Here is a 21,388-nt window from a genome sequence, read left to right as displayed (position 1 = left end):
TCAGCCGCCCGGCGATCGGTCGAGAGCGCCACTCCACTGGCGGCTCAGCCGGCGGGCGCCGGCGGCCGGCGGGTCAGCGGGGCGGGGCCAGGGACGCGGCCCCGAAGGAGACGGCGAACCGCTTGCACCAGATGGAGACGCTGGTCAGGCCCGTCAAGTCGACGTCGGCCGGGATGTCGTAACCCTGGTCGCCCCGGTTGCCCTTGAGTCGGCCCAGCTCGACCCACCGGCCGTCGTCGAAGACCCGCCACCCGGCGGTGCCGCTGCGCACCGGCTGGTCGGTGAGCCAGACCCGCAGGTCCGGGCCGTTGGAGGTGGCCAGGCCGACGAGTTCCAGCCGGTGCCGCCCGTCGGGGGCGCGGACGATGCGCGCGCTGCCCGACGTGTCGTGCTCGTGGGTCACGAAGTCGCCCTGCCCGACGAGGACCGGCCCGGCGGGGGCGGGCGCCGCGCCCGTGGCGGAACCCGTCGGCGCCGGCGTGGCCGCGACGCTCGAAAGTGCCTCGTCGACCTCGGCGTCGGTGACCAGCTTCCAGGGCTGGAACCAGTAGAGGCCGAACGCCGAGCCGGCGGCGAGGACGGCGACCACCACCCACGTCAGCGGCGCGCGGAACAGTCGGGTCATGCCCACAGTGTGTCGGCCCGGGCCGCGTCCTGTCTGCCCCGTGCGGCGTGGCGGAGGCCGATGCGTGCCAGCGGTGCCGGCACGCCCACCACCGCCGGGGACCGCGCCGCACCCTAGGGGACGCGGACCGCCAGGATCAGGGGAGCGCCCGGGGGCGAGCCGCTGCCCACAGGGGTCCTCGCCTCCTACGCTGTACGACGTGACACTCATCGCGACCGACTCGCTGACCAAGACGTACGGGGGTGGGGTCACCGCGCTGGCCGACCTGACCGTCGCGGTCGAGCCGGGGATCATCGGGTTGGTCGGTGCGAACGGCGCCGGCAAGTCCACCCTGATCAAGATCCTGCTCGGCCTCCTCGCCCCGACCAGCGGCCGGGTCCGGGTCCTCGGCCTCGACCCGACCACCGACTCCGCCCAGGTCCGCGCCCGGGTCGGCTACATGCCCGAGCACGACGCCCTGCCGCCGGACCTCTCCGCCGCCGAGCTGGTCACCCACCTCGGCCGGGTCAGCGGCCTGCCGCGTACGGTCGCCCGGGAACGGGCCTCCGAGGCGCTGCGGCACGTCGGGCTCTACGAGGAGCGCTACCGCCCGGTCGGCGGCTACTCCACCGGCATGAAGCAGCGGGTCAAGCTCGCCCAGGCCCTGGTGCACGACCCCGACCTGCTGCTGCTCGACGAGCCGACCAACGGGCTCGACCCGGCCGGCCGTGACGCCATGCTGGCGCTGGTGCACCGCATCGGCACCGAGTTCGGCATCTCCGTGCTGGTCTGCTCGCACCTGCTGGGCGAGGTCGAGCGGATCTGCGACACCCTGGTCGCCATCGACGGCGGGCGGCTGCTGCGCGCCGACCACATCTCCGCCATGACCTCGGCCACCGACGTGCTCGCCGTCGAGGTGAGCGAGGGCACCGACGAACTGGCCGCCCGGCTGGCCGCGCTCGACCTGCCGGTACGCCGGGACGGCCGGCTGCTGCTCGTCGAGCTCGCCGACGACGCCACCTACGACCTGATCCTCGGCGCGGTCGCCGAGCTGGACCTGCCGCTGCACCGGCTGGACCAGCGCCGGCACCGGGTGGCCGAACTCTTCGCCACGAGGGAGCCCAGCCATGCCTGAGCCGACCGGCGTCATCCACGACATCGGCTACCAGCGCTACACCGGTCCCCGGCTGGGCCGCCGGGCCGTCTTCGGCGCGCTCTACCTGCACGGCCTGCGTACGGCGTTCGGGCTGGGCCGCAGCGCGAAGGCCAAGATCTTCCCCTGGCTGGTGGTCGCCATCGTCACCGTGGTGGCCGCCGGGCTCGCCGCCGTCCGCAGCCAGGTCGGCGAGTCGGTGATGACGTACGCCCAGTTCGCCGACAACATGAGCTGGCTGGTCATCTTCTTCGTCGCGGCGGTCGCCCCCGAGCTGGTCTCGCGGGACCTGCGCAGCGGGGTGCTGCCGCTCTACTTCTCCCGGCCGCTGCCGAGGTCGGACTACCCGCTGGCCAAGCTGCTGGCGCTGGCCACCGCGCTCTGGCTGCTGCTCGGCGGGCCGCAGCTGGTGATGTTCCTGGGCGCCGCGTTCACGACCGGCGACGGCATGCGCGGGGTCTGGAACGAGCTGCTCGACCTGCTGCCCAGCCTGCTCTACGCCGGGCTCTGGGCGGCGGTCTTCGCCTCGGTCGGGCTGCTGGTCGCCTCGTCCACCGGCAAGCGGGCGTTCGCGGCCGGCGGGATCGTGGCCGTGTTCCTGATGACCACCCCGATCGTCGGCACCCTGTCGATCATGCCCTCCCAGGCGGTCAACGAACTGGCCTTCCTCGCCTCGCCCTCGACGTTGGTGGGCGGAGTGGGCACCTGGGCGCTCGGCGACCTGCTGCTGTTCGAGGGGGAGGGCGGAGTGCCGATCGGCGACTTCGGCCCGGTCTACGCGGTCGCCGCCGTGCTGCTCGTGGCCGGCTGCGTCGCCCTGCTGATGCTGCGATACCGGAAGGTGGCCGCCCGATGACCACGATCAGCGTCGACCAGGCGGCGGGGACGCCGACCGCCGCCGCCAGCACCCTCGACCTCGCCGGCGTCTCCCGCTGGTACGGCAACGTGGTGGCCGTCAACGACGTCAGCATGAGCCTCGGCCCCGGCGTCACCGGGCTGCTCGGCCCGAACGGCGCGGGCAAGACCACCCTGCTGCACATGATGGCGGGCTTCCTGGCCCCGTCGCGCGGGGCGGTGAGCCTGGACGGCCGGCCCACCTGGCGCAACCCGGAGGTCTACCGCCGGCTCGGCCTGGTCAGCGAGCGCGAGGCGGTGCACACCTTCCTCACCGCGTACGAGTTCGTGCTGGCCAGCGCGAAGCTGCACCGGCTGCCGGACCCGGCGGAGGCGGCCCGCCGGGCGATCGCCCTGGTGGAGATGGAGGGCGCGCAGGACCGCCGGATCGGCACGTACTCGAAGGGCATGCGGCAGCGTGCCCGGGTGGCCGCGGCGCTGGTGCACGAGCCGCAGGTGCTGCTGCTCGACGAGCCGTTCAACGGGATGGACCCGCGCCAGCGGCTGCACATGATGGAGCTGCTGCACCGCCTCGGCGACGCCGGCCGCACCATCCTGTTCAGCTCGCACATCCTGGAGGAGGTCGAGCAGGTCTCCGGCACCGTCCAGGTGATGGTCGCCGGCCGGCTGGCCGCCTCCGGCGACTTCCGCACCATCCGCCGGCTGATGACCAACCGGCCGCACGTCTTCGCCGTGCACTCCACCGACGACCGGGCGCTCGCCGTCGCGCTGATGGCCGAGGCGTCGGTGACGGGCGTCGAGCTGGGCCGCGCCGGGCTGACCGTGCGGGCCGGCGACTACGGCGCGTTCACCCGCGTCCTGCCGAAGATCGCCCTGGCGGAGGGCATCCGGGTGCGGCAGTTGGTGCCCGAGGACGAATCCCTGGAGAGCGTCTTCTCCTACCTCGTGGAGGCCTGAACCCATGTCTACCGTTTCCTGGATCACCGTGCGGGGGCTGTTCGGGCGTCGCCGGTTCCTCCTGCTGCTGCCGCTGCCCGTCGTGCTGGTGCTGCTCGCCGTGCTCTCCCGTGCGATCGGGGTGGACCCGGGCGAGTGGGGCCCGCCGGTGCTGGTCGGCCTCGGCCTGGCCGTGGTGCTCCCGGTGGTCGCCCTGATCGTCGGCACCGGCGTGCTGGGGGCCGAGATCGACGACGGCACCGTCGTGCACATCCTGACCAAGCCGTTGCCGCGCTGGCAGATCGTGCTGCCCAAGCTGGCGGTGGCCGCCGGCGTCACCGCGGTCACCGTCGCCGTGCCGATCTACGTGGCGGGCGTGCTGGCCCACTCCGTACGGCTCGGCCTGGCGCTCGCCGCCGCGTCGGCGGTCGGCGCGCTGGCGTACTCGGCGCTGTTCGTGGCGCTCAGCCTGCTCACCCGGCGGCCGGTGCTGCTCGGCCTGGTCTACGTGCTGATCTGGGAGGGGCTGCTCGGCAACGTCGTCAACGGCACCAAGGTGCTCTCCATCCAGCAGTACGTGATCGCCCTCGCCGACCGGATGGCCCCCACCGGGCTGCTGGAGGCCGGCGTCTCGGTCCCGGTGGCGGCGGTGATGGCCGCGTTGATCAGCGCGGGCTTCACGGCGCTCGCCATCGACCGGCTCCGCTCCTTCAGCGTGGCCGGCGAGACGAGCTGACCCCCGACGGGCCGGGCCGCCCCGCCCGGATCCGGGACGCGACCTGACGGCCTCCGGGCAGCCCGACCCGGCGATGGTAGGGCTGCCCGGATGGACCGGGCCGGGCGGCTGGGCGAGGCTGACGGCGTGAGCGCGGAGACGGGGCTGGTGATGTCGCGGGAGGCCTATCCGGGTGCCGGTCGGCACTGGATGGTGAGCCTGGCGGTGGCCGGGCTGGCGGCGGCGGCGACCACCACGGCCGCGCAGGCCAGCGGGCACTTCCACTGGTGGGCGGGGTTCGTGCTGATCCCCGGCGCGCTGATCGCCGCCACCGGCGGGCCGCTGCTGGCCAGGGGCGGCGGGCGGGCCTTCGCCGGCTACGTGGTCGCCTGCCTGGGCGCGCTGGTGTTCGCGGTCGGGGCGCTGCTGATGTTCGGCGTGTTCGGGCGGGGCTGGCCCCTGATGGTCATCCTGCCGTGCCTGGCGGTCGCCGGCACCTACCGCTGGCGGCTGGTCCATCCGTTGGCCCGGGGGCTGCACCGGGCGGTCTCCCTGCTGGCGCTGGCCGGCGCCGTGCTGCTCGGCGGGACGCTGCAACTGACCCGCGTCGACCTGGTCGGCGTCGATGCCGCGCCGATGTGGGGCGCGTTCCTGATGCTGGCGGGCGTGATCGTGCTGGGCAACGCGGTGGAGCTGACCCGGCACCGGATGCCGTACCGCCTCCAGGCGATCACCCTGCTGGTCGGCCCCGCCGTCGTCGCCTTCCTGCTCGGCCTGCGGCTGCTGCGCGGCTGGTGAGCCCCGCCCGCGCCGCTGGGCCCACCGGCCCCCGCCCGCGCCGCTGGGCCCACCGGCCCCCGCCCGCGCCGCTGGGCCCACCGGCCCCGCCGCGCCCGGTGAGAGCGCGACGGGGCCGGCCGGTCAGAACGCGCAGGCGATGACGAGTTCCGGGGTGCGGTCGGGGAGCAGGTCCAGCTTGGCGATGCGGCCGGCGGCCCGGACGTCGTCGGCGATCACGGTCAGCTGTTCCAGCAGGGCCGCCGGGCCGAGCGCCTCGGCCAGCGGCACCTCCGCCTTCATCGACAGTTTCCGCTCCGACTTGGCCCGGCGCACCTGGCTGAGCGCGTCGGCGGCCAGCCGCAGCAGCTCAGGCTGGCCGGTGCCCTCGATCGCCCGGTCCACCTCGTACGTGGTGGGCCAGGTCGCGCGGTGCACCGAGCCGTAGCGCCACCACGACCACACCTCCTCGGTCACGTACGGCAGCACCGGGGCGAACAGCCGCAGCTGCACCGAGAGCGCGGTGGCCAGCGCCGCCCGGGCGGAGTCCGCACCCGGTCCGGAGCCGTAGGCGCGCTCCTTCACCAGCTCGATGTAGTCGTCGCAGAACCGCCAGAAGAAGCCCTCGGCGACCTGCAACGCGGCCGTGTGGTCGTACGCCTCCAGTGCCGACGTCGCGGCGGCGACCACGCCGGAGAGTTCGGCGAGCACGGCGCGGTCCAGCGGCTCGGTGGCCGGCGCCCGCAGCGCGTCGGCGGCGCCCAGCCCGAGGGCGAACTTCGACGCGTTCAGCAGCTTGGTCGCCAGCCGCCGGCCGACCTTGATCTGGGCCGGGTCGAAGGCGAGGTCCATGCCCGGCTTGCCGTTCGCCGCCCAGTACCGCACCGCGTCGGAGCCGTGCTGCTCCAGCAGCGCCATCGGGGTGACCACGTTCCCCTTGGACTTGGACATCTTCTTCCGGTCGGGGTCGAGGATCCAGCCGGAGAGCACCGTGTCCCGCCAGGGCAGCACCCCGTGCTCCAGGTGGGCGCGGACCACGGTGGAGAACAGCCAGGTGCGGATGATCTCCTGTCCCTGCGGGCGCAGGTCCATCGGGAAGACCCGGGCGAACAGGTCCGGGTCGGTCTCCCACCCGCCGGCGATCTGCGGGGTCAGCGACGAGGTGGCCCACGTGTCGAGCACGTCCGGGTCGCCGACGAAGCCGCCCGGGCGGCCCCGCTGCGACTCCTCGAACCCGGGCGGGGCGTCGATGGACGGGTCGATCGGCAGCGCGGACTCCGCCGGCGTGAGAGGCTGGGACCAGTCCGGCTCGCCAGCGTCGTCGAGCCGGTACCACACCGGCACCGGCACGCCGAAGAAGCGTTGCCGGCTGACCAGCCAGTCGCCGGTGAGGCCGCCCACCCAGTGCGCGTAGCGGTGCCGCATGTGCTCCGGCACCCAGCGCAGCTCCCCGCCCCGGGCCAGCAGCTCGTCGCGCAGGCCCGCGTCGCGTCCGCCGTTGCGCAGGTACCACTGCCGGGTCGAGACGATCTCCAGCGGCCGGTCGCCGCGCTCGTAGAACTTCACCGGGTGGGTGACGGGTCGCGGCTCGCCGACCAGGTCCCCGGCGTCGGCCAGCAGCTCCACCAGCGTCCGCCGGGCGCCGTTGACGGTCTGCCCGGCCAGCGCCGCGTACGGCTGCCCCGGCACGCCGGCCGGCGGCTCGGGCAGCAGCCGGCCGTCCCGGCCGATCACCACGCGGGTGTCCAGCCGCAGCTCCCGCCACCAGGTCACGTCGGTCAGGTCGCCGAAGGTGCAGACCATCGCGATGCCCGTGCCCTTGGCCGGGTCCGCCAGCGGGTGCGCCCGCACCGGCACGTCCACCCCGAAGACCGGCGTACGCGCGGTGCCGCCGACCAGGTCGGCGTACCGCTCGTCGTCGGGGTGGCAGACCAGCGCCACGCAGGCCGGCAGCAGCTCCGGTCGGGTGGTGTCGATGAGCACCTCCCGCCCGCCCGGCCCGGCGAACCGCAGCCGGTGGTACGCCCCGGGCCGCTCCCGGTCCTCCAGCTCCGCCTGGGCGACGGCGGTGGCGAAGCCGACGTCCCAGAGCGTCGGCGCCTCCGCCTGGTACGCCTCGCCCCGGGCCAGGTTGCGCAGGAACGCCCGCTGCGAGGCCGCCCGGGCCGCCGAGCCGATCGTCGTGTACGTCAACGACCAGTCCACGGAGAGCCCGAGCCGCCGCCAGAGCGCCTCGAAGACCTGCTCGTCGGCGACGGTCAGCCGCTCGCACAGCTCGATGAAGTTCCGCCGGGAGACCGGGGTCGGGTCCTTGCGGGCGGCCTCGCTCACCGGAGTGTCGGGCACCTGCCGGTCCGGCTCGTACGGCAGCGCCGGATCGCAGCGCACGCCGTAGACGTTCTGCACCCGGCGCTCGGTGGGCAGGCCGTTGTCGTCCCAGCCCATCGGGTAGAAGACCGTGCGCCCGCGCATCCGCTGGAACCGGGCCACCACGTCGGTGTGCGTGTACGAGAAGACGTGCCCCATGTGCAGCTCGCCCGATACGGTCGGCGGCGGGGTGTCGATCGCGTACACGTCGGACCGCCTCTTAGCGCGGTCGAACGCGTACGTGCCGTCCTCCTGCCAGCGGCGCGCCCAGGTCTCCTCGATGCCGTCCAGGCCCGGACGTTCGGGGACACCGGCGCGGGCCGTCCTCTCCGTGTCGGTCATCCGTCGATGGTAGGCAGTGGCCCGGGGCCGGACCACGTGGTTTCGCCCCGTGCCCCGACGCGTCCCGTCGCTCAGAGCAGGGAGTCGCGCCACTGCCGGTGCAGGGCGGCGTACCGGCCACCGGCGACGGCGAGCCGGCCGGGCGGGCCGTCCTCGACGATCCGCCCGTCGTCGAGCACCAGCACCCGGTCGGCCGTCTCCACGGTGGAGAGCCGGTGCGCGATCACCAGCGCGGTGCGGTCGGCCAGGATGGTGCCGAGGGCGTGCTGCACCAGCCGCTCGGTGGGCACGTCCAGCGACGACGTGGCCTCGTCCAGGATCAGCACCGTCGGGTCGGCCAGGAACGCCCGGGCGAACGCGACCAGTTGCCGCTGCCCGGCGGAGAGCCGGCCGCCGCGCCGCTGCACGTCGGTGGCGTACCCGTCGGGGAGGGCGGCGATGAAGTCGTGCGCGCCGATCTCCCGCGCGGCGGCCTCCACGGCGGCGTCGTCCGCGCCGGGACGGCCGAACCGGATGTTCTCCGCGACCGTGCCGCCGAACAGGTGGGTCTCCTGGGTCACCAGCACCACGGCCCGCCGCAGCTCCGCGTCGGCGACCTCGCGCAGGTCGACCCCGTCGAGGGTGACCGCGCCCGAGAACGGGTCGTGGAACCGGGCGAGCAGCTTGGCGACGGTCGACTTGCCGGCGCCGGTCGCCCCGACCAGCGCCACGGTCTGGCCGGCCGGGACGGCGAGGTCCAGCCCGGCGACGATCGGCGCGTCCGGCCGGTAGCCGAAGGTGACCGCCCGGAAGGCGACCGCCCCGCGCCCCGGCCCGGCGGGCAGCGGCACGGGCCGCGCCGGCTCGGCCACCGACGGCCGTTCGTCGAGGACCCCGGCGAGCTTCTCCAGCGCCGCCGTGGCCGACTGGAGCGAGTTGTAGAACTGGCTCAGTTCCTGCATCGGCTCGAAGAACCGCCGCAGGTAGAGCAGGAACGCCGCCAGCACGCCGACCCCGGTCGCCCCGCCCAGCACCCGCCAGCCGCCGTAGCAGAGCACCACCGCCACGGTGACGTTGCCGATCACCTTGATCCCCGGCGAGTACGTCGCGATCAGCCGGAACGCGTCCCGGCTGGCCCGCCGGTAGTCGTCGCTGACCGCCCCGAAGATCTGCTGGTTGCGCGGCTCCCGCCGGAACGCCTGCACCGCCCGGATGCCGCGCATCGACTCGACGAAGTGGACGATGACCAGCGCCACCGTCTCCCGGGTGCGCCGCCACGCGTCCGCCGACGCCCGCGCGAACCAGCGGCTCAGCAGGATCAGGAACGGGAACGCGAGCAGCGTCACCGCGGCCAGCGGCACGTCCAGCCAGAGCAGGATGCCGGCGACCGACAGGATCGACAGCACGGCCAGCACCAGGCCGTCGATGCCGCCGCCGACCAGTTCGCCGATCGAGTCCAGGTCGCTGGTGAGCCGGGACACCATCCGGCCGGAGGTGTACCGCTCGTGGAACGCCACCGACAGGCGCAGGAAGTGCGCGTACACCCGCTGGCGGAGGTCGAGCAGGACGGCCTGGCCGATCCGCGCGGAGAGGGTGAGGAAACCCCGGCGGGCGGTGTACTCGACGGCGGTGGCGGCGGCGAACCCGGCGGCGACGACCAGCAGCGGGCCGGGCTCGCCGGCCCGCAGCGGCGCGATCGCCCGGTCGATGCCGAGCATCACCAGGTACGGCCCGGCCATCGCGGCGGCGTTCTGGCCGAGCAGCAGCGCGACGGCCAGCGCGAGGCGGCGCCGGTGCGGGCGCAGCAGGTCGCGCAGCAGCACCCGGCTGCGGGCCCGGAGCCGGGCCACCGCCTCGGGGTCGGTGTCCTCGGCGCGGCTGCGGTCCGCGTCCGGGTCGGTGGCGACGCCGCGCCACCGGGCGAGGTCCGCCCCGCTCGTGGGGCCGGCGGTGTCGCCGGTCACGAACGCACCAGGCCACGGTCGCCGGGCGGCGCGGGGGCGGGCCCGGCGGAGAGCACCGCGCGGTACGCCGGCACGGCGGCGAGCAGCTCCGAGTGCCGCCCGACGGCCGTGATCCGGCCCTCCTCCAGCAGCGCCACCCGGTCGGCGAGGGCGATCGTCGAGGGCCGGTGCACGACCAGCAGGGCGGTGGTGGTGCGGAGCACCCGCTTCAGCGCGGTCTCCACGAGCGCCTCGGTGTGCACGTCCAGGGCCGACAGCGGGTCGTCCAGCACGAGCAGCGCGGGCCGGCCGAGCACCGCCCGGGCCAGCGCCAGCCGCTGCCGCTGCCCGCCGGAGAGCGACAGCCCTTGCTCGCCGACCCGGGTGGCCAACCCCCACGGCAGCTCGTACGCGAAGTCGGCCTGGGCGAGGGCGAGCGCGGCCCGGACCTCGTCCTCGCCGGCCTCCGGCCGGCCGAGCGTGAGGTTCTCCCACACCGACATGGAGAACAGCGTCGGCTCCTCGAAGGCGACCCCGACCAGTCGACGCAGGGCGGACAGCCGCAGCTCGCGCAGGTCGTGCCCGTCCAGCGTGATCCGCCCACCGGTCACCTCGTGCAGCCGGGGCACCAGGGAGAGCAGGGTGCTCTTGCCGCAGCCGGTCGCCCCGACCAGGGCCACGGTCTCGCCCGGCTCGACGGTCAGGTCGATCTCCCGCAGCACCGGCGCGGTGGTGCCCGGGTAACGGAACGAGACCCGCTCGAAGCGGAGCCGCCCGCGTACGTCGGCGCGGCGCAGGGCGAGCGCGTGCGGGGCGTCCACGATGGCCGGCGGGGTGTCCAGCACCTCGCGCACCCGGTCGGCGGCGGTGGCGGCCTCCTGCCCGTTGGCGATGATCCAGCCCAGCGACTGCACCGGCCAGATCAGCATCAGCTGGAGGCTGACGAAGGCGACCAGTTCGCCGATGGTCAGCACCCCACCCGCGGCGGCCGCCGCGCCGGCGACCAGCACCACGCCGAGGGTCAGGTTGGGCACCAGGTCGAGCAGGGCGGAGGTGCGGGCCAGCAGCCGGCCCTTGCCGACCCCCGTGTCGTGCAGCGCCCGCGCGCCGGTCGCGAAGCGGGCGGCGAGTTCCGGCCCCCGCCCGTACGCCTTCATCGTGCGCAGCCCCTGCGCGGTCTCCTCGACCAGCGTGGCCACGTCGCCCTGCTGGTCCTGCATCCGCCGCGAGGCCGCGTGGTAGTGCCGCGCGAAGCGGCGGCTGATCAGGAACAGCGGCACCGCGCTCGCCGCCACCAGCAGCCCCAGCGCGGGGTGCAGCCGGATCAGCAGCGTCACCACGGCCAGGTAGGTCACCAGGTTGAGGATCAGGAAGAAGAGGCCGAAGCTGAGGAACCGGCGCAGCACCGACAGGTCGCTGGTGACCCGGGAGAGCAGTTGGCCGGACTGCCAGCGGTCGTGGAAGCTGGTCGGCAGCCGTTGCAGGTGGGCGTAGACGTCCTCGCGGATGGCCGCCTCGATCCGCATCGAGGACGACGACTGCACCCAGCGCCGGATGAAGATCAGCAGCGCCTCGACGAGGCCGAGCAGCAGCGCCAGCCCGGCCAGCCGGAACAGCCCGGCCGGGTCCTGCCGGGCCACCGGGCCGTCCACCACCCGCTGCGCGACGAGCGGTACGGCGATGCCGGCCCCGGTGGCGGCGAGGCCGGCGAGCAGCAGCCAGCCGAACTCGGCCGCGTGCGGGCGCAGGTAGTGGCGCAGCCGCCAGAGGTTGTGCAGCGGGTGCCGGCCGGCATCGACCGGGCAGGCCGGGTCGCCGTCACCTTCCGCAGGCACTACCCGACGGTAGCCTCAAACGGGGCCGGCGCAGGTGTCGGCTTCCCGTCATGGCCGCTCGTGCCCGAGAAGCCACTTCTTCACGTCCAGCCCCCAGCGGTAGCCGCCGAGCGTCCCGTCGGTACGCAGCACCCGGTGGCAGGGGACGAAGAGGGCGGCGGCGTTACGGGCGCAGGCCGCCGCGGCGGCCCGTACGGCGGCGGGGCGGCCGGCCAGCCCGGCGAAACCGGTGTAGGTCACCGGGTCGCCCGGTTTCACCTCGCGCAGCACCTGCCAGGCGTGCGCCATGAACGCGCCCCCCGTGTGCTGCTGGACCGGCACGGCGTCGATCGCGGCCAGCTCGCCGTCCAGGTAGGAGGCCACGGCGACGCTGACCGGGCCGAGGTCGGCCCGGTGCCGCAGCGGCGCCCGCAGGGCCGGGTGCATCAGGGGGAGCAGGCTCTCCGGATCGCCGGTGAAGCCCGCCGCCCGGACCGCGCCGTCCGGGCCGGCCACGATGCTGAGCGGCCCGGCGGGGGTGTCGATGACGGTGCTGTCGTTCATGCTCATGCTGCTCTCCAGAGTCGGATCACCGCGTACGAGCGCCAGGGGCGCCAGCGGTCGGCGTACGTGTCGAGGGTCGCGGGGGCGTCGGGGAGGCCGAGGGCGGCGGCGCCCCGGCGTACGGCGAGGTCGGTGGGGAGCAGGACGTCCGGGTCGCCGAGGGCGCGCATCGCCACGTAGCCCGCGGTCCAGGGCCCGATCCCGGGCAGCGCCAGCAGCCGCCGGACGGTCTCCTCGCGGTCCCCGCCCGGTGCCAGGTCCAGCGACCCGTCGGCGACGGCGCGGGCCAGCCCGCGGATCGTCTCCCGCCTCCCGGCCGGCATCCCGAACACCTCGTCCGGCACCCCGAGCACCTCCTCGGCGCCCGGAAACCCCCGCAGCCAGTCCGCCCGCCCGGCGCCCTCCGCTGGTAGATCAGGAGGTCCCGGCTGCCGGGAGCGGGCCCGGACCATCTGATCGACGCCGGTGGGGCCGGGGGCGGGCGGGCGGAGGTGGGCCAGGAGGCGGGTGAGGGTGGTGCGGGCCGAGCGGACGGAGACCTGTTGGCCGACGACCGCGCGCACGGCCATCTCGAAGCCGTCGACCGAGCGGGGGAGCCGGATGCCCGGCTCGGCGGCGACCACCCCGGCCAGCGCCGGGTCGGCGGCGAGCGTGCCGTCGACGGCGGTCGGGTCGGCGTCGAGGTCGAGCAGGCGACGGCAGCGGGCCACGGCGGGGGCGAGGTCGCGCATGTCGGTCAGGCGCAGCGTCGCCGTCACGTGCCCGTCCGCCGGGGTCAGGGCCGCCTCACCCGCGCCGTGCGGCAGCCGCAGGCCCCGCCGGTACGTCCCGTCGCGCACCTCCTCGACGCCGGGCAGCGCGCGCAGCGCGAGGAAGTCCAGCAGCGCCTCCGCGTGCAGCGGCGGGCGGTACGCGAGCCGCAGCGTGATCGTGCCCGCCCCGCCCGGCGCGGGACACCGGCGGCCGGCGGTGCGCAGCTCGGACGGGGCCGCCCCGAACACCTCCCGGACCGTGTCGTTGAACTGCCGCACGCTGCCGAACCCGGCGGCGAACGCGACCTCCGCCATGCCCAGCCCGGTGGTCTCGATCAGGGTCCGGGCGGTCTGCGCGCGTTGCGCCCGGGCCAGGGCCAGGGGACCGGCGCCCATCTCGGCCCGCAGCATCCGGTGCAGGTGCCGTTCGGTGTAGCCGAGCCGGGCGGCCAGCCCCGGGATGCCGTCGCGGTCCACCACCCCGTCGGCGATCAGCCGCATGGCCCGACCGACGACGTCGGCCCGTACGTCCCACTGGGGGGAGCCCGGGGCGGCGTCCGGCCGGCAGCGCCGGCAGGCGCGCAGCCCCGCCGTCTGGGCGGCGGCGGCCGAGGGGAAGAACCGGACGTTCTGCCGCTTCGGCGTCATCGCCGGGCAGGACGGCCGGCAGTAGATCCCGGTCGACGTGACGCCCGTGTAGAACCAGCCGTCGAACCGCTGGTCGCGGCTGTCGACCGCCCGGTAGCACCGCTCGAAGTCCAACTCCACGTCACCGATGATGCCCCTGCCAGGCGTCCCTGGCTCGCGGGAATCGGACGTGGCCGTGCGGGCCTGAACCGGACGCCCGGCGCCGAAAGTGTCGGTTGTGGTCGGTACCGTCCGGCCACCAACTCAAGAAGGGGTGCGGCGATGGCGAGCGTGGCGGGTCGGCGGGCGGCGTCGACACGGGACGGGCACCCTCCGCTGGACGGCGCGGTGGTGCAGCGCTTCTACGAGCGGATGCGTGCGGTCGCCCCGGCCGCCGTCGGCGCGATCGAACGGGACCGGGCCGGCGACCCGGGGCGGGCGTTCGGTGACACCGCCTGCGGCCGGCTGGTGCGCTCGCTCGACGCCGACGGCCTCCGCGCGCTGGGCATGTGGGTGCACCACTGGTGCATGCGGTTCTACGACGACGACACCCGGGTGGCGCTGCGCCTGGTCCGGGAGATCGCCGGCCGCGCCGGGCTGGGCTGGACGGCCGACGAGGTGCGCTGGATGCTCCGCGAGTCGTACGCGGCCGGTCCCGCCGCCGAGGCCCGCTTCACCCTGCCGCTGGCCGCCGCCGGGGAGCTGGCTCCCGGTGCCCTGCCGATCGAGGCCGTGGTGCCCCGCCAGGCCGGGCCCCGCGACTGACCCGCCGCTCCGGGTGACCGACCCGCCGGTCCCCGCGACCGATGCCAGGGCGGCCCGCCGGGCGCGGTGCCCGCTGGTCCGGGCCGGCGTCCCGGGAGCTGCCCGGCCACGGTGGCGCCGACCGCCACGGCGAAGCCGGCGAGCTGCCAGCCGGTCATCGCCTGCCCGAGCACGGCCCAGCCGAGCGCGGCGGCCGTCAGCGGGCTGAGCGCCCCGAGCAGCGAGACCTGGGTGACCGGCAGCCGGGCCGCGCCCCGGAACCACAGCGCGTACGCCAGCGCCGTCCCGACCAGCGTCAGCCACGCGTAGCCGGCCAGTGCCGGCGGGTCGGGCACGGGCGGCGTCCCCTCGACCAGCAGGGCGGCCGGCACCACCATCAGCCCGCCGGCGGTGAGCTGCCAGCCGGTGGCGGTGAGCGTGCCGACGCCCGGCGGGCGGCCCCAGCGACGGGTCAGCACCAGGCCCGCGCCCATCGCGGCGGTGGCGGTCAGCCCGGCGGCGACGCCCGTCGGGTCGAGGCCCGCGCCGGGGCGCAGCACGACCAGGGTGACCCCGGCGAGCGCCGCGAGCGCGGCGGCCAGCGCCCGGGGGTGGGGCCGTTCGTGCAGCACGAGCACCGTCAGCCCCGCCACCAGCAGCGGCCCGGTGGCACCGAGCACCGCGGCGGCGCCGCCGGGCAGGTGGTACGCGGCGAAGAAGAGCAGCGGGAAGAACGCCCCGATGTTCAGCGCGCCGAGCACGGCCGCGCGCCACCACCAGGCGCCGTGCGGGCGGTGCCGGGTCAGCGCGAGCAGCAGCAGGCCGGCGGGGAGGGCCCGGATCACGCCGGACCAGAGCGGCCGGTCGGGCGGCAGCAGTTCGCTGGTGACCAGGTACGTCGTGCCCCACGCGGTCGGCGCGGCGGCGGTGAGCAGGATGTCGAGCCGGCGTCGGTCCACGGTTCCTCGCTAACTCTTGCTACTAAGTATCTTGCTACTAAGCTACTTCGTGGCGAGTGAAAGCGGGAGTGCGAGGTGCGGCACAATCCGGGAGTGACCGAGCGGGACGACGTCGACGGCATCGTCGAGCAGTGGCAGCGCGAGCGGCCCGGAATGCGCCCCGAGCCGATGGCGGTCTTCGGCCGGATCTACCGGCTGGCCCGGCTCGTCGGCGACGAGCAGGAGCGCACCTACGCCCGCTGGTCGATCAGCCGGGGCGAGTTCGACGTGCTCGCCGCCCTGCGCCGCGCCGGCACCCCCTACACGCTGGCGCCGAAGGCGCTCACCGCCTCGCTGATGCTCACCTCCGGCGGGATGACCGGCCGGCTCGACCGGCTGGAACGCGCTGGGCTGCTCCGCCGCGCACCCGACCCGGCGGACCGGCGCGGGCTCCAGGTCACCCTCACCCCGGCCGGCCTCGAACTGGTGGAGGAGGCCGCCGAGGCGGGGCTGGCCGTCCAGCGCCGGCTGCTCGACGCGCTGCCCGCCGAGGACCAGCGGCGCCTCGCCGACCTGCTGCGTACGCTGCTGGGCGCGGTCACCGACGGCGGACGCTGACCGGCGGCACGGACCCCTGGCGGCGCGGACCTTGGCGGCGACGGCCGTCAGCCCCGGGCCGGCGACCGGCGGCGCGGACCTGGCGGCGGGCCGGCGGCCCGGGCCGGCGACCGGCCCTGGCGGGCCCGCGTGGCGGGCGCTGAGCGGCGGGGGAGCGGCCTCGGGCAGGATGGGCACCGTCGACCCCGACGGAAGGACGACCGTGCCCGCCAGTGAACCGACCATCCTCGCCACCAGCATGGGTATCTACGCGCCGCGTCACGAGGGCGGGCCCCGGCGGGTCAACCCCGTCTTCGACCTCGCCGCCGAGCTGGCCGGGGCCGGGCCGGAGCCGAGGATCTGCTTCCTCAACCAGGCCGAGGGGGACCAGCCGACCACGCTCGCCCGGGTCTACGAGGCGTTCGCCGGCAGCCGGTTTCGCATGACGCACCTGGCGCTCTTCCCGATGCCGAACGTCGACGACGTCCGCGCCCACCTGCTCGCCCAGGACGTGATCTGGGTCGGCGGCGGCAGCGTCGCCAACCTCTGCGCGGTCTGGCGGGTGCACGGCCTCGGCGAGATCCTGCGCGAGTGCTGGGAGGCCGGCGTGGTGCTCGGCGGCGTCTCCGCCGGCTCGATCTGCTGGCACGCCGGCGGGGCCACCGACAGCTTCGGCACCACCCTGCGCGGCTTCACCGACGGGCTGGGCTGGCTGCCCTACGGCAACGGCGTGCACTACGACAGCGAGGAGCAGCGCCGGCCGCTGATGCACAAGCTGGTCGCCGACGGCGTGCTGCCGACCGCGCACTGCACCGACGACGGCACCGGCCTGCTCTACCGGGGCACCCGCCTGGTCGAGGCGGTCGCGGACCGCGAGGGGCCCTCGGCGTACGAGGTCAGTCGCGCCGACGACGGCACCGCCCGGGAGACCCCGATCACCCCCCGCCTGCTCGCCTGACCGGCCCGAGCCGCGCGAACCCGGGCCGGCCCGGTCCCTTGTGCCGATCTTGGTACGGGAGCGCCCCTGGAGGGGCCGTTCCGTACCAAGATCGGTCGTGCGTGGCCCGGTGCACCGGCCTGCCTGAACCGGGGTGTGGGGCATCGGCGTAAGCTGGCCCGTCGTGAGTCTCACCATCGGCATCGTCGGCCTGCCCAACGTCGGCAAGAGCACCCTGTTCAACGCGCTGACCAAGAACGACGTGCTCGCGGCGAACTACCCGTTCGCCACCATCGAGCCCAACGTCGGCGTCGTCGGGCTGCCGGACGAGCGGCTGCACACGCTCGCCGAGATCTTCAGCTCGCAGAAGGTGCTGCCCGCCCCGGTGTCGTTCGTCGACATCGCCGGCCTGGTGCGCGGCGCCTCCAAGGGGCAGGGCCGGGGCAACGCGTTCCTGGCGAACATCCGCGACGCCTCGGCGATCTGCCAGGTCGTCCGGGCCTTCTCCGACCCGAACGTGGTGCACGTCGACGGCAAGGTCTCCCCGGCCGACGACATCGAGACGATCAACACCGAGCTGATCCTCGCCGACCTCCAGACCCTGGAGAAGGCCCTGCCCCGGCTGGAGAAGGAGGCCAAGCTCCGCAAGGACCGGGCCGCCGCCGTCACCGCCGCCAAGCAGGCCGTCGAGCTGCTCGACACCGGCGTCACCCTCTACGCGGGCGCCAAGGACGCGGGCATCGAGCTGGAGCACCTGCGCGAGCTGCACCTGCTCACCACCAAGCCCTTCCTCTACGTCTTCAACGTCGACGAGGCCGAGCTGGGCAACGCCGAGTTCCTCGACGAGCTGCGCGCCCTGGTGGCGCCGGCCGAGGCGGTCTTCATGGACGCCAAGATCGAGTCCGAGCTGGTGGACCTGCCCGACGAGGAGGCCCGCGAGCTGCTGGAGTCGATCGGGCAGAACGAGCCGGGCCTGGACCAGCTCGTCCGCGTCGGGTTCCGCACGCTCGGGCTCCAGACGTACCTCACCGCCGGCCCCAAGGAGGCGCGCGCCTGGACCATCCCGGTCGGCGCGACCGCCCCGGAGGCCGCGGGGGTCATCCACTCCGACTTCCAGCGCGGCTTCATCAAGGCCGAGGTGGTCTCCTTCGGCGACCTGGTCGCGGCCGGTTCGATGGCGGCGGCCAAGGCCGCCGGCAAGGTCCGGATCGAGGGCAAGGAGTACGTCATGCAGGACGGCGACGTCGTGGAGTTCCGCTTCAACGTCTGAACTGGCCTGTTCGCCCAGGTCAGCGGGTTGGCCCTTCGTCGTGGGGCGCATCGGGGGCACAACGCACAACGACAGATCGGTTGGAAGCGGCCAGAGCCAGCTGGGGGGTGGCGCTCAGCGGCTACTGGCGACAGTCATCCGACGCGGTCGCGTCAGGCCCGTGCAGCACGTCGTACTCCAGCGTGCTGTACGGACCCTCCGATGGCGCCACCGCGTAGCCAGCCGTGCCGAGCACCAGCGCCGCAGCTCTGGTCAACACGTCGGTGACCTGGCCGTACCGCAGCATCATCGGCTCAACCAGCTCGCCTGTCCCGAGGACTTCGGCAAGCTGGTCCAACCTCTCGGCCGGTTGACGCCAGCTGATCTGGACGCCGCCGTCTGCCGCGGTGCTGACGTCCACCAGGACCCCGACGCTCAGCTTCTCGCTCTCCGCCACACCGTTCCACGCGCTGCTGACCGGTAGGCCAACAGCGCGAAGCTCGTCGACGACAGCGTCGCGAAGAGATCGCCAGCTCGCAACGGTTGCAGGGCTGGCACTGCCGGGTGGCGGCTCCTGCGCACTTCCGTCGGCGGTCACGGCGACACCCTAGCCCGATGTGGCACGGAGATCGTGACCGATCTGTCACGGTGGTCGATTTCGGCTTGCAGGCGAGCCACCGCACCGGGTCACACAGAGCGCCCGAGGACTGTCAGCGGCGGGCGGTGGCCAGCGCGCCGGCGACGACGGTTCCGAAGCCGACCGCCATCAGCGGCAGGCCCATCCCGAAGGGCAGTTCACCGACCCAATTGATGTGGCTGCGCTCCGGCAGGGCACCCAGGCTCACCGCGACCACGGCGCCGGCGAGGAACATTCCGGCCACCGCCGCGCCAACGGCGAGTTGCGCGAACTGCACCGCCCGGCGGGCCCAGAGGCTGGCACCGATGGCGGTCACGAGGAGAAGCACCACCCACGTGGTCCAGCCGCCTCCGACGCTCAGGTAGCCCCAGCCCGAATACGACCACCGGTGCCTTTCACTGGCCCGGAACCACGGAATCAGATAGCCGAGTAGCGCGGTGCTGGTGCCGACCAGGAGCAGCACGTCGGGCATCGGCCGGTACCACGGGGGCGCGTCGTCCATGGGTGCCGAAGGTAGCAGTCACCGTCATCTCCGCGTCCGGTCACCGCTCAGCCGCTGCGTGGGGCGTACATGATGATGGCGACCCCGACCAGGCAGATGGCCGCGCCGACGACGTCGTAGCGGTCGGGGCGAAACTTGTCGACGACCATGCCCCAGGCGAGGGAGCCGGCGACGAAGACGCCGCCGTAGGCGGCCAGGATCCGGCCGAAGTTCGGGTCGGGCTGGAAGGTGGCGACGAAGCCGTAGAGGCCGAGGGCGACGACCCCCGCCGCCACCCACAGCAGCCCCCGGTTCTCGCGCCAGCCCTGCCACACGAGCCAGGCCCCGCCGATCTCGGCGAGCGCGGCGAGCAGGAACAGCAGGATCGAGCGCACCACCGTCATGGTGGGAACGGTAGCGGGAGCACGACCCGGTCAGTGGTCGGCCGGATCAGGGCGTCACGGTGAGCGGGTTGCCGGCGGCGCGCGCGGCGTCGAAGCGCCTGGCGACGTCGGCCCAGTCGACCAGGTCCCAGAGGCGGTCGACGTAGTCCGGACGCACGTTCTTGTACTGAAGGTAGTAGGCGTGTTCCCAGGCGTCGAAGACCAGGATCGGCGTGGAGCCGTGGCCGACGTTGCCGTGGTGGTCGTAGACCTGCTCGACGATGAGGCGCTGCGCCAGCGGCTCCCACGCCAGGACGCCCCACCCGGAGCCCTGCACGCTCTTCGTGGCGGCGGAGAGCTGCCCGGCGAAGCCGTCGAACGAGCCGAAGTGTTCGCCGATGGCGGCGGCCAGCTCGCCGTCGGGGCGGTCGCCGCCGTCGGGGGAGAGGTTGTTCCAGAAGATCGAGTGCAGGACGTGCCCGGAGAGGTTGAAGGCCAGGGTCTTCTCCAGGCCGACCAGCGCCGCGTAGTCGCCCTTGTCGCGGGCCTCGGCGAGCTGGTCGAGGGCGTCGTTGCTGCCCTTGACGTACGCGGCGTGGTGCTTGCTGTGGTGCAGCTCCAGGATCTGACCGCTCATGGCGGGTTCCAGTGCCCCGTAGTCGTAGGGCATGTCGGGGAGCTTGTAGACGGCCATGGGGACCCTTTCGCGAGTGGACGATCTTCCGGTCAGTATGCCTTATTGCAAACTCTTGGCAACTACGGAATATTGGCAACTGGAGCGGGTCGCACGGGATCCGCTCCACGGCCGACGCTGTCGGTAGGGCGCGCCTCCACGCCGCGATGATCACCGGTGGGGGCGCGCCCGCACGTGCCACCGGCCAGCCCCTGCCGTCACCGCCGCACTTGCCGTCACCGCCGCCGCGGCCGCGCGGCCGTCCGCGCTCCCTCCCGCGGGGGAGGGCGGTCCCCTCCCGCTCGGGAGTCGGCGCGGGGGCCGTCGGGCCTAGCGTCGGGAGCATGGATGCTTCTCCCGGTACGCGGCGATGGCCGGCCTACGCGGTGGCGGTGCTCTTCCTCGCGTACGCCGTGGGCAAGGCCGCCTTCGCCCTCGAATCCCGGCTCGGTTTCCCGGGCGGCCCGGTCGTCCCGGCCGCCGAGCACGAACGCTACGCCCGCGACGTGATGGGCGTGGCGACCGCGCAGTGGTCGGCCACCGCGTCGGGGGTGGCGGGCGCCTGCCTCGCCCTCGCCACGGTCACGGCGCCGGGGCGGCGGGTGCCGAGGCCCCTGATGCTGCTGGCGCTGGCGGGCATGCTGCTGGCCGTCGGGGCCGGCGCGACGATCATGGTGGTGGACGGGTTCGTGGGCCTCGGCGTGGGCTGGCAGTGGTACCACGGGGTCCTCGGACTCGTCGTGATCGGGCTGCTCGTGGCGACGATCCGGTCCTACGCGGTGGCGACGAGACGTGCCGCGCACTGACCGGGCGCGGGTGGGCGCGTACGGCGCGGCGGCGTGCGCCTCGGCCTACGGGGCGATGAAGCTCGCGCAGGCGCTGGGGGCCAACGCGCTGGCCGACAAGGATCCGCTCCCGCCGGAGCTGCGCGAACGGCTGCTCGCCCGCGACCCGCTGTTCGTGGCGAGCCACTGGGCGCTGGCCGCCGCCGCGGTCGTCGGTGTCGTGGTCGCGCTGGCCACCCTGCGCCCCTGGCGGGCCGCCCTCCCGCGTCGGCTGCTGCTGGCGGTCACCTGGACGCTCGGCATCCTCATGATCGCCCGGTCGGTCGGGGCGCTGGGGCACGGCCTCGTCGGTGACGTGCTGCTGCTGACGGACGTCCGGCCGCCGCCGGTCGGGCACGCCGCCCTGGCCCGCGACCTGGCGTGGTGGGACCTGCTGCTGTGGTCGCCGTTCTTCCTGCTCTGGGGGGCGTGCTGGACGGCGGCGGGCTGGCGGCTGGGCAGGCGGCGCCGCTGACGCCGCAGGTGGTTGCGCGCGT

At 74.6% G+C, this 21,388-nt stretch carries 21 protein-coding genes and 1 pseudogene; 11 read left to right on the top strand and 11 right to left on the bottom strand.

Annotated elements, in window-relative coordinates; genetic code table 11:
* Positions 1-73: 73 nt before the first annotated feature.
* Positions 74-625, bottom strand: a complete 552-nt coding sequence (locus tag RM555_RS05415) for a DM13 domain-containing protein (protein WP_311410733.1) — start codon at positions 623-625, stop codon at positions 74-76.
* Between the two features lie 199 nt (positions 626-824).
* Between RM555_RS05415 and RM555_RS05410 the strand changes: the two genes are divergently transcribed.
* From RM555_RS05410 to RM555_RS05390, 5 genes are all read left to right on the top strand, one after another.
* Positions 825-1,739, top strand: a complete 915-nt coding sequence (locus RM555_RS05410) for an ABC transporter ATP-binding protein (RefSeq protein WP_132231009.1) — start codon at positions 825-827, stop codon at positions 1,737-1,739.
* A complete protein-coding gene (locus tag RM555_RS05405; RefSeq protein WP_151456320.1) occupies positions 1,732-2,613 on the top strand; it encodes an ABC transporter permease in 882 nt (293 codons plus the stop codon). The genes RM555_RS05410 and RM555_RS05405 overlap by 8 nt, the downstream gene beginning before the upstream one ends.
* Positions 2,610-3,569, top strand: a complete 960-nt coding sequence (locus tag RM555_RS05400) for an ABC transporter ATP-binding protein (protein WP_121399775.1) — start codon at positions 2,610-2,612, stop codon at positions 3,567-3,569. Before RM555_RS05405 ends, RM555_RS05400 begins: the two co-directional genes overlap by 4 nt.
* 4 nt (positions 3,570-3,573) lie before the next feature.
* Positions 3,574-4,284 (top strand): ABC transporter permease, encoded by a 711-nt coding sequence (locus RM555_RS05395; protein WP_311410732.1) that lies wholly within the window; start codon positions 3,574-3,576, stop codon positions 4,282-4,284.
* Positions 4,285-4,410: 126 nt separating this feature from the next.
* The gene (locus RM555_RS05390; protein ID WP_311410731.1) at positions 4,411-5,061 is read left to right on the top strand and encodes a hypothetical protein; all 651 of its coding nucleotides are present in this window, start codon (positions 4,411-4,413) and stop codon (positions 5,059-5,061) included.
* Positions 5,062-5,184: 123 nt separating this feature from the next.
* Here RM555_RS05390 and valS read toward each other — a convergent pair whose 3' ends face one another.
* The 5 genes from valS to RM555_RS05365 all read right to left on the bottom strand — a co-directional run bounded on the left by valS (position 5,185) and on the right by RM555_RS05365 (position 13,569).
* Positions 5,185-7,749: a valine--tRNA ligase gene (gene valS / locus RM555_RS05385; RefSeq protein ID WP_311410730.1), complete on the bottom strand. Its 2,565-nt coding sequence runs from the start codon at positions 7,747-7,749 to the stop codon at positions 5,185-5,187.
* Between the two features lie 71 nt (positions 7,750-7,820).
* The gene (locus tag RM555_RS05380) at positions 7,821-9,692 is read right to left on the bottom strand and encodes an ABC transporter ATP-binding protein (protein WP_311410729.1); all 1,872 of its coding nucleotides are present in this window, start codon (positions 9,690-9,692) and stop codon (positions 7,821-7,823) included.
* The gene (locus tag RM555_RS05375) at positions 9,689-11,506 is read right to left on the bottom strand and encodes an ABC transporter ATP-binding protein (RefSeq protein ID WP_311410728.1); all 1,818 of its coding nucleotides are present in this window, start codon (positions 11,504-11,506) and stop codon (positions 9,689-9,691) included. Before RM555_RS05375 ends, RM555_RS05380 begins: the two co-directional genes overlap by 4 nt.
* A 48-nt stretch (positions 11,507-11,554) precedes the next feature.
* Positions 11,555-12,055 (bottom strand): methylated-DNA--[protein]-cysteine S-methyltransferase, encoded by a 501-nt coding sequence (locus tag RM555_RS05370; RefSeq protein ID WP_311410727.1) that lies wholly within the window; start codon positions 12,053-12,055, stop codon positions 11,555-11,557.
* Positions 12,052-13,569 carry an AlkA N-terminal domain-containing protein gene (locus RM555_RS05365; protein ID WP_311410726.1) on the bottom strand — a complete coding sequence of 506 codons (1,518 nt, stop codon included), beginning with the start codon at positions 13,567-13,569 and terminating at the stop codon, positions 12,052-12,054. The genes RM555_RS05370 and RM555_RS05365 overlap by 4 nt, the downstream gene beginning before the upstream one ends.
* 141 nt (positions 13,570-13,710) lie before the next feature.
* Between RM555_RS05365 and RM555_RS05360 the strand changes: the two genes are divergently transcribed.
* The gene (locus RM555_RS05360; RefSeq protein ID WP_225852416.1) at positions 13,711-14,193 is read left to right on the top strand and encodes a hypothetical protein; all 483 of its coding nucleotides are present in this window, start codon (positions 13,711-13,713) and stop codon (positions 14,191-14,193) included.
* 170 nt (positions 14,194-14,363) lie between these two features.
* Here RM555_RS05360 and RM555_RS05355 read toward each other — a convergent pair.
* A pseudogene (locus RM555_RS05355) lies at positions 14,364-15,131 on the bottom strand (EamA family transporter); the annotation flags it as partial.
* 93 nt (positions 15,132-15,224) lie between these two features.
* On the opposite strand from RM555_RS05355, the gene RM555_RS05350 reads away from it, so the two are divergent.
* The 3 genes from RM555_RS05350 (at position 15,225) to ychF (ending at position 17,914) form a co-directional block, all read left to right on the top strand.
* Entirely contained in the window at positions 15,225-15,728 is a 504-nt protein-coding gene (locus RM555_RS05350) for a MarR family winged helix-turn-helix transcriptional regulator (protein ID WP_311410725.1), read from the top strand.
* A 202-nt stretch (positions 15,729-15,930) separates the two neighbouring features.
* Entirely contained in the window at positions 15,931-16,665 is a 735-nt protein-coding gene (locus RM555_RS05345) for a Type 1 glutamine amidotransferase-like domain-containing protein (RefSeq protein ID WP_311410724.1), read from the top strand.
* A 163-nt stretch (positions 16,666-16,828) separates the two neighbouring features.
* Positions 16,829-17,914, top strand: a complete 1,086-nt coding sequence (gene ychF / locus RM555_RS05340; RefSeq protein WP_121400143.1) for a redox-regulated ATPase YchF — start codon at positions 16,829-16,831, stop codon at positions 17,912-17,914.
* 121 nt (positions 17,915-18,035) lie between these two features.
* Here the strand turns inward: ychF and RM555_RS05335 are convergent, their stop codons facing one another.
* The 4 genes from RM555_RS05335 to RM555_RS05320 all read right to left on the bottom strand — a co-directional run bounded on the left by RM555_RS05335 (position 18,036) and on the right by RM555_RS05320 (position 20,088).
* Positions 18,036-18,491, bottom strand: a complete 456-nt coding sequence (locus RM555_RS05335; protein ID WP_311410723.1) for a hypothetical protein — start codon at positions 18,489-18,491, stop codon at positions 18,036-18,038.
* Positions 18,492-18,603: 112 nt separating this feature from the next.
* The gene (locus RM555_RS05330) at positions 18,604-19,032 is read right to left on the bottom strand and encodes a hypothetical protein (protein WP_311410722.1); all 429 of its coding nucleotides are present in this window, start codon (positions 19,030-19,032) and stop codon (positions 18,604-18,606) included.
* Between the two features lie 47 nt (positions 19,033-19,079).
* Positions 19,080-19,415 carry a YnfA family protein gene (locus RM555_RS05325; protein ID WP_311410721.1) on the bottom strand — a complete coding sequence of 112 codons (336 nt, stop codon included), beginning with the start codon at positions 19,413-19,415 and terminating at the stop codon, positions 19,080-19,082.
* Positions 19,416-19,461: 46 nt separating this feature from the next.
* Positions 19,462-20,088 carry a superoxide dismutase gene (locus RM555_RS05320; RefSeq protein ID WP_311410720.1) on the bottom strand — a complete coding sequence of 209 codons (627 nt, stop codon included), beginning with the start codon at positions 20,086-20,088 and terminating at the stop codon, positions 19,462-19,464.
* A gap of 323 nt (positions 20,089-20,411) precedes the next feature.
* On the opposite strand from RM555_RS05320, the gene RM555_RS05315 reads away from it, so the two are divergent.
* Positions 20,412-20,873 carry a hypothetical protein gene (locus RM555_RS05315; protein ID WP_311410719.1) on the top strand — a complete coding sequence of 154 codons (462 nt, stop codon included), beginning with the start codon at positions 20,412-20,414 and terminating at the stop codon, positions 20,871-20,873.
* Positions 20,860-21,366 carry a DUF3995 domain-containing protein gene (locus RM555_RS05310; RefSeq protein ID WP_311410718.1) on the top strand — a complete coding sequence of 169 codons (507 nt, stop codon included), beginning with the start codon at positions 20,860-20,862 and terminating at the stop codon, positions 21,364-21,366. Before RM555_RS05315 ends, RM555_RS05310 begins: the two co-directional genes overlap by 14 nt.
* Positions 21,367-21,388: the final 22 nt, after the last annotated feature.

The sequence above is a fragment of the Micromonospora reichwaldensis genome, assembly GCF_031845925.1.
Lineage (GTDB): Bacteria > Actinomycetota > Actinomycetes > Mycobacteriales > Micromonosporaceae > Micromonospora > Micromonospora reichwaldensis.
Note: the sequence above shows the minus strand (reverse complement) of the source record. Positions and strands in the feature narration are given on the sequence as shown.

Coding starts and splice junctions, on each gene's coding strand:
- RM555_RS05330 (WP_311410722.1), bottom strand. CDS start 19,032: ATGGACGACGCGCCCCCGTGGTACCGGCCGATGCCCGACGTGCTGCTC.
- RM555_RS05395 (WP_311410732.1), top strand. CDS start 3,574: ATGTCTACCGTTTCCTGGATCACCGTGCGGGGGCTGTTCGGGCGTCGC.
- RM555_RS05400 (WP_121399775.1), top strand. CDS start 2,610: ATGACCACGATCAGCGTCGACCAGGCGGCGGGGACGCCGACCGCCGCC.
- valS (WP_311410730.1), bottom strand. CDS start 7,749: ATGACCGACACGGAGAGGACGGCCCGCGCCGGTGTCCCCGAACGTCCG.
- RM555_RS05320 (WP_311410720.1), bottom strand. CDS start 20,088: ATGGCCGTCTACAAGCTCCCCGACATGCCCTACGACTACGGGGCACTG.
- RM555_RS05405 (WP_151456320.1), top strand. CDS start 1,732: ATGCCTGAGCCGACCGGCGTCATCCACGACATCGGCTACCAGCGCTAC.
- RM555_RS05315 (WP_311410719.1), top strand. CDS start 20,412: ATGGATGCTTCTCCCGGTACGCGGCGATGGCCGGCCTACGCGGTGGCG.
- RM555_RS05415 (WP_311410733.1), bottom strand. CDS start 625: ATGACCCGACTGTTCCGCGCGCCGCTGACGTGGGTGGTGGTCGCCGTC.
- RM555_RS05360 (WP_225852416.1), top strand. CDS start 13,711: ATGGCGAGCGTGGCGGGTCGGCGGGCGGCGTCGACACGGGACGGGCAC.
- RM555_RS05325 (WP_311410721.1), bottom strand. CDS start 19,415: ATGACGGTGGTGCGCTCGATCCTGCTGTTCCTGCTCGCCGCGCTCGCC.
- RM555_RS05370 (WP_311410727.1), bottom strand. CDS start 12,055: ATGAGCATGAACGACAGCACCGTCATCGACACCCCCGCCGGGCCGCTC.